Origin of the sequence: Lujinxingia vulgaris (assembly GCF_007997005.1) — a bacterium.
GTDB lineage: Bacteria > Myxococcota_A > Bradymonadia > Bradymonadales > Bradymonadaceae > Lujinxingia.
The window spans coordinates 16,303-28,106 of record NZ_VOSL01000037.1 but is presented as its reverse complement, the minus strand read 5'-3'; the positions used below and the strand labels follow the sequence as shown (position 1 = coordinate 28,106).

Here is an 11,804-nt window from a genome sequence, read left to right as displayed (position 1 = left end):
CCGGGTGGCGGGCTACGCCGGGGGGCGACCACCCTCCACCGCGCTGCGCCTCCACGCCCGCGTGCGCGAGCTGCGCGCGATGCCCGACGGCGCGCGCTGGATCGCGCGCCGCCTTGAGGAGCGCGAAGAAGAGGTGCGCGAGCTGCGCGCCACGATGCGCGCCGCAAAGCTCCTGGAAGAGGCGGTGTCGTCGCAAAATTAGACGACGTTTTGGCCCCTGTCCCACCCTCGATCACCCGCATGAAACCTGGAGGAGCGTCGATCGATACCTGCTCAAATGTCCAGATATCCCCTCATAGTGAAGGGACGACACGACGACGCAACGCAAAAGGCAGGTGATAGCGACGTTGAGTTCCCAACTACCGGGCCATGTGCCCACAACCCGGTGACGTCGCTCTTTTACGAACGCGTCACCATCAACCCGTGGGGGTTCGCCCCACAAGGAGATTTATGGAAGGCACCCTGAGCCTGGTCAATCGCCTGACGGCAGTGGCATCTGAGACCAGCTATGGAGATGACGCGTTTAGCGGGAGCGATCCCTCCGAGTTCCTCGCGTTTCTGAGCTTTGACCCGTCCACCACCAACGAAATCGTACCCGATGCCGGCATGCGAGCCACGCACAGCGGCCGCTCGCATGAGGTGTATCAGGGCGGCGCGTCGGTGAGCTGGGAAATCGCGCTGACCGGCATCGTGGACCCGGATGGAACGCCGGCGCTACCCGTCACCCCCCTGCTGCTCGCCAGCAACTGGGCGCAAGAAGCCATCGTGGGGCCTCCCCCCTCGTACGAGCACAACCTCGTGACTGGCGATGCGATGACGAAGGTGCCGAGCTGCACCTTCGTTGAGTACCTCATCGAGCATGATGGCGAGAACGCTCGAAAGGTTGTGTACACCGGCATGCGTGGCAACTCGACACTCACGCTGGAGATGGGACAGCCGGTTCGCCTCTCTGGCGAGTTCACCGGCAAGTTCGCGAGCTTCCCAGCGTCGACGACGCCCAAACCGGCCAACCCGGCGGTCTACAGCGGTGAGGAAAACCGTTTCATCATGGTCGGGGCCGAGCTCACCGCAGATGCGGTCAGCTATCCCGTCGAAAGCGTGAACTTCAGCACCAACTGGCAGGTGCGCGAAGATCGCGACGGCACCACCGCCGACACCACCCTCTCTTATGTGCATCTGGAGCGTTCTCCCGGGGACCGCGTCACCGGAAGCATGACGCTTAAGGGGCGTTCGGCGGCTCTCAATACGCTTCTACCGGCCATCGAGGCCGGCACGGCGTTTGAGCTTGTGGTGAGCCTGGAGAACAGCAACGGCGACACCCTGACGATCACGGCACCTTCGGTGCAGTTCGGATCGTTTGGGCGCGGCGGTGACGGCGCGATGACCTTCGATGTGCCCATCCACTGCAATGGTACCGACGCCGGCGAAAACGAACTGACTCTAAGTTTTGGGAGGACTGCATGAACAACGCCATCGATCTGGAACACCTTCTCAACGGGGGCGCGGACCGCTCCATGACGCTCGAGTTGCGAGGCCAACCCGTCGAGATTCGCCACAACGTCGCGGGTCACGCGACCTACCTCGAACTCGCCCGCTTCGGCCTGGAGGTAGAAGCGACTCGCCGCGAGCGCGAAGAGCGCGGCGAAGATCCCTTTCTGACCCCGGACGAGCTTAAGAAGATCATGGCGGTGATCGATGCTCATCTCGTCGAGGTCGGCGGCAACCCCTGGGTGGACTTAAGCGAAGCGATGCGCAGCCGCGTGCTCAACTCGCTCTCGCGCTCCCAACAGCTGGATCTTTACTACGCCATTCGGCACGGGGAGTTGCCAGCTTCGTTGGGAAAATCCTCGACGAGTACCTCGAGCGAATCTACTGCGAGCCCCCCTGCAGATGCGAGCGATGCGGAGGATTCGAGCGCGGAGCCTGCCAGCTAAGCGGGTACGGCGAGGTCGACGGGTTGGTCGCCACATACTTTACGTATGTGCAGCACGGAAACGTGCCCCTCACTGCGCTACCACGCTGGGTTGCCACCGTGGGGCAACGGATTCGCTATTGGCGCGCGCTGGGTGCGGCCAAACAAAGCAACACATCCTATGAGCGCAAAAAACAACGTCAGTTGTTGGAGCGCATTGGAGTGAGGTGAAGCGATGTCAGATAACGTCTACATAACTCAGGAGGAGCTCGAGGCGCGGGCCGAAGAGCTCCTCCTGATCACGGAAGCTACAAAGGCACTCTCCCAGAGTTCAAACGAACTAGAACGTACCGCGGTACATACGGCTGCTGCCACCGCAGCCTTGACGCCTCCTCTTGAACATCTCCAGGCAAACTCGGAGAGCGGCGCGCGCGCTGCCGAGGCTCAAGCGGAAGGCGTCAAGAATGTGGGCGACGAAGCCGGAGGGGCGGCAGACGAGGTCAAAGACCTCGACAAAGCCAACAAAGGCTTCGTCGAGGCCTGGGAGGGATATAAAAAGACTTTGGGGGTCGTTGGTGACATCTACAATCTCACCGCTGGCACCATGAAAACCTTGGTCAGCGAGCAGTTGGAGCAACTTGCTGTTGACGCCCTGCTTCGCTCTTCATTGGAGTCTACCGGCGCCAAGGCAGAAGAGGTGGCTCAGCGCATGAGCCAGGCCAACGTACTCTTCGCAAATGCGCAGAGTCGCACCGTGTTTGGTGATGAGGCCCAGGCCGCGGCCCTTACCAACCTGATTAACATCACTGGAAATGCCGAATCAGCCTACGCTTCACTGGGCACCGTACTCGACGCTGCCCAGCATAGCGGAAGCGATCTCGAAAAAGTCTCGGTGGCCATCGGTCAGGCCATGACCGGCGACATCAAAAAGCTCAAAGAGATGAACCTGCTCCGCAAGGAAGAAGCGGAAAAATTGACGCAGGTGGAAGACTCAGCCCTTCGGGCCAGCCTTGCGATGAACATTGTTCGAGAGCGTACTTTAGGAGCTGCTGAGAGCGTTGACCCAATGGTCCAAAGGCTCTCTCAACTTCAAAATGACTTCGGTGACGTCCGGCAGGCGGTCGGTGGATTTATTCTAAGCTCTGCTGAAGCTACATTGCAGCTCATGGGTTTTGGCGATCAGTCCGATGGCACCGGAAGCGCATTGTCTCGTCTCGCAGGCGATATCAACGAGGCTGTCGAAGCGCTGGGCGTGTTCAGCGAGAAGCGCGCGGGCCTGATGGGCGAGGTCAAGGATACGACTTGGAGCGAGGACTGGCACAAGGCCACGACTGAGCTGCGCGAAAGCATGGACTGGCACGACTGGATCAACCCGGTCTCAAGCTTCAAGGCTTTGTGGACCCTGCCCCAGGACACGCTGGTCAACCACATCCTCGGCCAAAATGGCACGATGGGTATGGAGCAGTTCAACGCGGAGCTTGAGAAGATCGTAGAGAGGCGCAAGGCAATCATGCGCGACCCTCCACCAGAGATCCTAATCTACGGTCCGGAAGCCCCCAGCGTTGATGACCGTTTGAAGCAACAAGCAGAGCAACGACAACAAGAAGCTGCTGAGCGCGAGGCAGATCGTCAGGATGCTTTGGCCAGGCAGCGCAGAGAACGCGCCGCCGAAGAACGTAAGCAGAGCGAGCAGCGCATCGCTCTGATGAATCTGGAGTTGGAGGCGCTGCAAGCCACGACAGATGAGGAGCGCGAGAGTATCGAGCTCAAGCGCTCGATCGCCGAAATCAAGCACCGCGGCCTCAGCGACGCCGAAGAGACACTGGCTATCGAGGTCGCCACAACTCAGATGGATGCGCAGCGTGAGAAGCGCAAGAAAGAGGCCGAGGAGGAGGCGAAGACCAAACAATATGCCATCGACCTTGCGAATCAAGAGCTAAAAATCCTCAACACACGCGACGAGTTGCAGCGCGCCAGCGCCGAGCGCGAGTTGGCCCTGATGCGTGTCGCACAGCAGGACATGAGCGACGAGGAGCGCAGGCTGGAGTATGCGCGCATTGAGATCGGCTACGAAGAGACGCTGGCCGAGATCAAAGATTCCGAACGTAAGAAGGCAGACGAGGAACGAGCAAAAGCAGAGGAGGAGCGCAAAAAGGCGAGGAAAGCGCTGCAGGAGCACTTCAAGTATGCCGACAAGCTGGGAGGCTCTCTTGCGGGCGCTTTCGATGCGTTGGGTGTGAGCGGTATAGGCGAAACAGTCGATGCACTCTCCGGCATGAGCGACGAGTTCTTTACGCTGCGGGACGCCGGGAAAAAGTCCGCTGTCGCGCTGGAGGGGTCTTTGACCGCGGGATCGGCAGCAGCCAAGGGCGCGATGGAAGCGCTGGGGCTGGGTGTGCAAGAGACGGCGGGCATTCAGGCAGCGTTTGAGGCTGCTGCGGCTGTAGCAGCCGGTGCGACGGGCAACATCCCTGGCGCCATCGCTCACGGGGTGGCCGCGACCATGTATGGGGCAGTCGCAGCCGGGGCTGGAAGCGGAGGAGGCTCCTCGGCCGGCTCGTCGTCCTCCGCCCTAACCGGAGGCGGCTCGAGTAGCGGCGGCCCCATACACACACCCGATCCGCAGCAGCTTAAAGAGTACCAAACGCAGGCCTATCTGGAGGCCCTTCGCGAGTATGACCGCGAGGGGCAGCAGATCGTCATCAACGTCAACAACCAGGGCGCCAACTTCTTCGAGCGTCAGACGGCCAGCACCCAGCGCGTCGCCAGCGAGCTGGAGCGTGCTGCGCAACTCACCATTGGCGGTAGCGCTTTGAGAGGTTGATATGACTCAATTGGATACAGGTTTTGATGCGTATTTTTACCCCCTGGAAATGGGGGGTGAGCGACTTTACGTTCGCGACGATAACTGGACAACTTCATGGATCACGGTTGAGCCCGGTGTGTACGCGATGTGCGAGGGCGCCGAGTACCCCTCATTGTTCTCGCACATCGTTGACTTGATGGACGCTGAGTTTCCCGGGCAATCATGGGGCTGGAGTCCCCTCGGATTTTTTGTCAACGACGTGCTCTTGTCGGGGTGGGGCACGCAGTTGTCCAGCGATGCGTCGTTTCGCGTCGATGCGGCGAGCTCCACACCCGCGCTGACGAAGCTCCTCGGGATGGACTTTGAAACTCGAGACGCCTTCGACACCGGCTATGGTTGGGTTGTTTCTCCCGACGAGCCTTACGGGGGATGTTGGCGCTCCCTTCGGGCTCCAGCCAGGCGCCCGCTCAATACCATTGCGGAGCAATATGTGAGCGGCGGGCGTGGACAGGGACTGCATCTGACGCGGTGGGGAGCTGACCGTGTTCGCTCGGTGACCTATCGCAATGTGGGAGCCGCCCACGTGATTGAAGGGCGCGCCAACATCCCCGCCTATGCCGACGTAGCCAACCTCGGCAACGGATGGACCCAGAATCAATTTTGCGACCTGTGGGACCGGGGCATCAGCCGCTACCAGCCGGTGTACGCCGCCTACAATCTCACGACCATGCCAACCGACATCAGCACCGCCGCGCGCTGGGAGGTCTTGCAGTCACCTCAGGGCAGCCAGTTTGCCGATGAGTTCGAGAGCTGCATCAGCCGCGCGAGCAGATCCGCAGAGTATTACGACGTCGAGTTTGCCATGCGGGTGATCGGCGGCAATGACACATGGGGTTAACTTGACTTCGAGACGCTACAAAGGATTGAACAAAGGGTGCGTCGTTGTGCTGGAAGGCGTGCGAGCGGGTAAGGGAAATGTCTCGCTTATCGGCACTTATGGTGATGTGCCGGCTGATCTGGATCTCGGCGACATGGCGCAGCTCGTGGGGCCTCCGAGCGATCCAAGCACAGGTATTGACCTGGTGACGGGGTCGGTGACCATCTCGCAGCAAACAGCGACCTTTGTTGCGTCTGAGCGCGTGTGCCAGGCCATCGAGCAGGCGCGCGCGGTGCAGGATTATGGCGAGGCGTTTCAGTGGACCCTGCCCGGCATCTCCGACGTTGAAGGTTTTGTCGCCGCACCGGGGCGGTACGTTTACCGAGTCTCTGGTGAGGCTCCGCCGCATGCGGAGTTTCACACCTCGACGACCACCTATGCTGTGACAGCCCTGGGCGGTGGGCAATACAACCTGATGGCAAGCCTCCCCTTACCCTTCGAAAACGCGACCGAAGTCGTAGCGTACGTCGGCTCGCCGCCGCTGGCCGGGCGGCGGATGCTCATCATCGACTATGTCGGTGGTGAAGAGCGATGGGTATGGCGCCAGTTCATCGAGCGCCGGGCCTACAGCGCGCAGCAAAACGAGGTGGAGATCACCGCCGTCGATCCCATGCGCCCCCTGGAGGGGCTGGTCGACGAGCGCCGCTATGCGCGCGTGTATGCGGCTCTTCAATCTTCTGGCCGCTGGATCGGCACCGTGCAGCTTGAAACCGGTGAGGCGATTACCCCGCCGCCCTCTGGCGATAGTCCTCCAGGGCTACCCGTGGTGGAGCTCGACGACGTGGTGCTCGTGCCCGGCCAGGGCGGTGTTTTTATCGGAAACGGGGTCATTAACACCCCTTCGATGCTGGCCAGTGATGACGACGTTCGCGTGGTCGACGGACGCGCAAAGGTTGTTTACGCGCACGATCAAAGCGGATTGCTGGGCGGCACACAGACCACGGAACAACGCACGGGCCCGGGCCTTGTGCGGGACTGGCTGCGATTTTTTCAGCAGTCGCCCAAGATTCAAAGTGGGTTGGTCACCTACGATGGCTCACCCTGGCTCGACCTGATCAACATCAAAGAGTTCGACACGCTTGAAGAAACTGCCGAGCAGATTGACCACTCGCTGATTGATGCGGAAACGGGCCTCTCCGAGCTTGCAGGCTGGGCGCTCGCTCCCCAGGGCTACTTCTTACGCCTGCGCACTGACGGAGCGCTGGGCGTCGCTCGCCGGCGCTTTCTAACGCCTTTCGACCTTGCCGATGTCTACGGTGCTGACTCTGAGACGCCGGCGCACCGATTGGCGATGCTCCCCTCGCGTATCGACATCAGCGACCCGGTGCGCGCCGTCGAGGCCACCTACGTGGCGGAGGTGGGGGGCGTGGTCTCGCGCATTGAGCCCGATGTGATCGAAGTTCGGCGGCGGCGAGCCCCGACAGATCCGGCGCCGCGTTATACCAGCTCGGAGCGGCGTTTTGACTTCCGGGCGTTCAGCCGCGGTCGGCGTGATTTTGTCTCGCTCCTGCTCGTGGAAGCGCAGTCGGCACTGAGCCGCGCACCGACAATGACGGTGGAGGTGCCTCTCGACGATTTCAGCGCCGCTCAACATCGACAGCTTCCCCCGGTCGGAGAGTGGATGCGTGTTGAGGGGGGACCCGAGACCGGCGTCATTGGCCCCGACGGTGTGCGCATCCTACCCGATGAAGACGATGTGCGATTCATCGGCCTGGTCACCGCGATCAGGCTCGACCGCGTGCGGCATACCGCCGAGGTCGAGCTCATGATGAGCAACTGGTACGGCAACGACGTGTTGCCCCGAGTCGTGGCGCCGGAGATGGTGGTGAAGGTCTACAATGATAGGCCTGAGATACCCGCCGTCGAAGTGCAGGGGAGTCCCGAAGAAAACATGTTTATGATCGGTGACCAGGTTCAATTCTACGACCGCGACAACCAGCCCATCAGCTCAACACTATATAAAGTAGAAAAATCTGTAAACTCGTCGGTAGTGGCCCTAACGCCATCGCTGCAAGATGAAGATGCCGATTTACTGAACGCATATATCGATGAATACGGGCGCGGTGTTGTGCTCAAGCTCGCTGACCTCGGCGATTATGAAAACGACTGGTGGAATAGCCTTACCGGCCAACCCTCCCCCTTGCAGCAACCCGATAACCGCACCCGCCTTTGGACGTATTGGGACGCTGATCCCTCCCCCGACTCCTGGACAACGTCATGACCAATAAACGCCACTTTCGTCTTCAGTCTACAGAGGGACGCCAGCCCGGTCGCCCTTATGGCCAGTACAGCCTCCAGACGATGTTCGATAACGCCGAACAATTACATATGTACGGTGGAACGTCGCATACCCACTCGTTTTTCTCCGGATCCGGCGTGGATGATAACGCGTATGGGAATCACCGGGCGTTTGCCTCGGTTGCGAGCTGGGCCACCGTCATGGTGATCCCTTATTATGTTAATCCCGGGTTGCACGAGCTTCTAATCAGTCTCAACATCCGGGTGGGACACGGCCCATATGGTAAAATCAGCATCCCATCACCTGTAAGTTTACGCTATTGCTTCGCGAGCAATCCCACTCAAGGAGGCGTGTTTGATGTCTACCCGAAACGCGGCGAAGGCACCAAGCCCGGCGAATTCGACCACGTCTGGCAACGCGTAAACCACACCTGGGACTGCTGGGAGTCCGTGGGCACAGCCGGGCGCTGGGATTATCTGGTTATTGCGATGCGCTCGTACGTCTCGCCAGATGTTCTCAGTATTAATTACTGGAATTGGAACAAGCAGCAGGGCAAGAACCTACCGAGCATCGACGGAGACTGCCATGGCATCCAGCAGACACGCGCGCCGGACCAGGTTGTCGTGACGCCGGAGGCTGCGATCTGGGCGGAGTCGCTGCCCCAAGACTCGTTCAACCCCGACGCCAACCACACCACGTGCGCAGCGCTCATCACCACCAACGAGATTCCCCGGTGGTATGCTCAGGGTGTGCAGGTCGTCGACCATGCGGGGGCGTTTTTACCCCGCGTGATGCGCATCTACCCCCACGTGCCCGAGCTCACCGGGCAGGATGGCAATAGCTACATCCGCTACGTGGCCAAGGTGTGGTGCAGCTACGCGCAGTTCCGCAGCATCGGGGTACGTGAGAAGTACGGGAGACTGAAGAGCGTGCGGCGAGAGGCGTTGCAGGCACGTAAGTCTCCCGACGCGCGAGCGCTTCAATCCATACGTCAGTCGCTGGAGTCCACGGCGCGGCGCCCGCGTCTGTTGTGGGCGGGCACGCCGGGCGTGCAGGCGCCGACCTACAGCAACTGGTATTCCGATCGAAACTACCGGCAGCATCACCCCCATATTGAGGTGCTCGATGACAATCCGGTAACGCTGAAATTACCCGCGCCTTCGATCGTTCCGGCGGTGCCACAGAGGCGCGTCGCGCGCATTATGATGGCAGGGATTTACAAGAACACGGCCACGACTTACGCGGATTATGAGGAGGCCCGGCAGGCTGGCGTGCGGGGCACGATCCTGGTGAACGGCGAGGAGCACGAGATCGTATTTGTGCCCTATTGTGTAGGCGGGTCTCATATGCTGGAAATGAAGCATCGACAGTATCAAAACTTCCCGAGTGATATTGGGGAAGCAGGACCTAACGGTGCTGAGCAATGCTTCCGCGAGGGCATGCTCGACTTCGGACCGCACGCCCGCGACGGTAAATGCTGGGATTTGGTGGAGATCGAACTTCCGTGGGACGCGCAGCGTATTGAAATCACGATTCCCGCAGAGGCTGAGTTGGAATGGTTGGATGGCTCCGGATCAGACAGGCCCGGTGAGCAAAATGGGTCAACTCGCGTACCCAAACGTGAGCACTGCCGTCTCCACATCCTCGGCTACTCCATCTGGAACGTTCCCCAGGGGGTGTCCTCATGATTCTTTGTACACACGACCTATAATTTGACGTGTCGCAATACCGCACCAAGCTCGGGGAGGCTACCCGTGGAGCTGCTAAGCATTTATGTGAGGACGATGCAAACACCTTCGCCTCCGACGTTTCGCCCGGCTCACCACGACGGGCTGCACCAAGACTGAGGTGGTGTGGGTCGCTGAAAAGTGCGCACCGGAAAGTGACGGCTGTTTGGAGTAGGTGGAAGTCATCCCGTACCGTTTTGGTAGAGATACCTTGGTGGACTTCACAGCTACGCCCCCTAACACAGTTGACACGATGCCGTCGGGCATAAACTACCCAACGTTTTGGAAAAATTTGGTGGCGGGAGCGCAAATGCGCAAGTTACTGCGCGGGAACCTTCCAGACCTTGCTGTGTGGGCCAGGGGTATCATAAACACTTTGGTCCCATGGTGCCGTCGGCACAAAGTAGCTTGATGTGGCACACCCCTCCGGACCTACGAGGACCACGGCGCTTTCTTTGCAGGCGAATCGATCCATCTCGCCGCTTTGGTCGGCACACTCTACATAAATGGTCATGTTGGGGGCGGCTAAGACATCAACCAGACCGCCTGCCGCCTGACGTTCATCGGGGTGGAAGCCACCGCATCTAACAGGACAGCCTGCGTCACTACACTCATCCGGAAGGTATAAGCCGCGACACGACGCACCAGAGTTATCGTCGGCCCTGAGCAACGTCCATTCTTGATCATCCTCATAATCGCAACGCGGGTCGCGCTGCTCGACGTCTTCGCCGGGACCGCAGGCCGTGAGAGTAGCGAGTACGAGTAGTGCTGTGAGAGTGCGCATGAATAGCTCCTGTGTGTCCCCGTGGGTACCGGCGTTGATCGCGCAGACCCTACCTAAATTCAGGGGAAGTCGTCCACCCTTTGCCTGGCAACATAAACCGCGTTCGGTGGGTTTGTGCGATGACCACCCTGCTTGGATCATCCCGATCCGAGCACCGCCGGGCGCTGGGATTACCTGGTCATTGCGATGCGCTCGCACGTCTCGCCAGAGGTTCTCAATACGAACCGGTGGAATTGGAATAAGCAGCTGGGGGAGGACCTGCCAAACATCGACGATAAAGTATACGGCATCCAACAGACTCGCCGGCCTGACCAGGTCGTGGTGCAGGAGACCGATCCCATTTATGGCGAGAGCGGAGGCCCTGAGTTTGATCCCGACGCCAACCACACCACGTGCGCAGCACTCATCACCACCGACAAGATTCCCCGGTGGTATGCTCAGGGTGTGCAGGTTGTCGACCACGTCGGGGCGTTTTTGCCCCGGGTGATGCGCATTTACCCCCACGTGCCCGAGCTCACCGGGCAGGATGGCAATAGCTACATCCGCTACGTGGCCAAGGTGTGGTGCAGCTACGCACAGTTCCGCAGCATCGGGGTACGGGAGAAATACGGGAGACTGGAGAGCGTGCGGCGAGAGGCGCTGCAGGCACGGAAGTCTCCCGACGCGCGAGCGCTTCAATCCATACGTCAGTCGCTGGAGTCCACGGCGCGGCGTCCGCGCCTGTTGTGGGCGGGCACGCCGGGCGTGCAGGCGCCGACCTACAGCAACTGGTACTCCGACCGAAACTACCGGCAGCATCACCCGCATATTGAGGTGCTGGATGAAAGTCCGGTGACGCTGGAGTTGCCTGCGCCTTCGATCGTTCCGGCGGTACCGCAGCGGCGTATCGCGCGCATCATGATCGCGGGACTCTACCGCAACACCGCCACGACTTACGCCGACTACGAGGAGGCTCGACAGGCCGGCGCGCAGGGCACCATCCTGGTGAACGGCGAGGAGCACGAGATCGTGTTTGTGCCCTACTGTGTGGGCGGGTCCCATCTGCTGGAAATGAAACATCGCCAGTATCAAAACTTCCCGAGTGATATTGGGGAAGCAGGACCTAACGGTGCTGAGCAGTGCTTCCGCGAGGGCATGCTCGATTTCGGGCCGCACGCTCGCGACGGCAAATGCTGGGATTTGGTGGAGATCGAACTTCCGTGGGACGCGCGGCGTATTGAAATCACAATCCCAGAAGAAGCAGAGTTAGAATGGCTGGATGGCTCGGGGTCCGACAGGCCCGGTGAAGACTCATCAGGCACTCAGCGTCCGGACAGATTAATCTGTCGCCTCCACGTCCTTGGCTACTCCATCTGGAACGTTCCTCAGGGGATATCCTCATAATTCTTTATACACACGA

8 protein-coding genes are annotated in these 11,804 nt (G+C 60.2%); all 8 read left to right on the top strand.

From position 1 onward, the window contains the following. Positions 1–202, top strand: a 202-nt coding sequence (locus tag FRC96_RS21915) for a hypothetical protein (RefSeq protein WP_230469996.1), incomplete at its 5' end; no start/stop codon positions are given. Between the two features lie 248 nt (positions 203–450). Then, entirely contained in the window at positions 451–1,464 is a 1,014-nt protein-coding gene (locus FRC96_RS07820) for a phage tail tube protein (protein WP_146973947.1), read from the top strand. After that, the gene (locus tag FRC96_RS07815) at positions 1,461–1,934 is read left to right on the top strand and encodes a hypothetical protein (RefSeq protein ID WP_146973946.1); all 474 of its coding nucleotides are present in this window, start codon (positions 1,461–1,463) and stop codon (positions 1,932–1,934) included. The genes FRC96_RS07820 and FRC96_RS07815 overlap by 4 nt, the downstream gene beginning before the upstream one ends. A 213-nt stretch (positions 1,935–2,147) precedes the next feature. Next, positions 2,148–4,736 carry a hypothetical protein gene (locus tag FRC96_RS07810; protein ID WP_146973945.1) on the top strand — a complete coding sequence of 863 codons (2,589 nt, stop codon included), beginning with the start codon at positions 2,148–2,150 and terminating at the stop codon, positions 4,734–4,736. Position 4,737: 1 nt separating this feature from the next. Beyond that, a complete protein-coding gene (locus FRC96_RS07805; RefSeq protein ID WP_146973944.1) occupies positions 4,738–5,616 on the top strand; it encodes a hypothetical protein in 879 nt (292 codons plus the stop codon). A 196-nt stretch (positions 5,617–5,812) separates the two neighbouring features. Beyond that, a complete protein-coding gene (locus FRC96_RS07800; RefSeq protein WP_146973943.1) occupies positions 5,813–7,876 on the top strand; it encodes a hypothetical protein in 2,064 nt (687 codons plus the stop codon). Then, positions 7,873–9,582, top strand: coding sequence for a hypothetical protein (locus FRC96_RS07795; protein WP_146973942.1), 1,710 nt, complete (start codon positions 7,873–7,875; stop codon positions 9,580–9,582). The genes FRC96_RS07800 and FRC96_RS07795 overlap by 4 nt, the downstream gene beginning before the upstream one ends. 955 nt (positions 9,583–10,537) lie before the next feature. Continuing rightward, complete coding sequence (locus FRC96_RS07790; RefSeq protein ID WP_146973941.1) at positions 10,538–11,788, top strand: hypothetical protein; 1,251 nt, start codon at positions 10,538–10,540, stop codon at positions 11,786–11,788. Positions 11,789–11,804 lie beyond the last annotated feature (16 nt).

Coding starts and splice junctions, on each gene's coding strand:
- FRC96_RS07820 (WP_146973947.1), top strand. CDS start 451: ATGGAAGGCACCCTGAGCCTGGTCAATCGCCTGACGGCAGTGGCATCT.
- FRC96_RS07815 (WP_146973946.1), top strand. CDS start 1,461: ATGAACAACGCCATCGATCTGGAACACCTTCTCAACGGGGGCGCGGAC.
- FRC96_RS07810 (WP_146973945.1), top strand. CDS start 2,148: ATGTCAGATAACGTCTACATAACTCAGGAGGAGCTCGAGGCGCGGGCC.
- FRC96_RS07805 (WP_146973944.1), top strand. CDS start 4,738: ATGACTCAATTGGATACAGGTTTTGATGCGTATTTTTACCCCCTGGAA.
- FRC96_RS07795 (WP_146973942.1), top strand. CDS start 7,873: ATGACCAATAAACGCCACTTTCGTCTTCAGTCTACAGAGGGACGCCAG.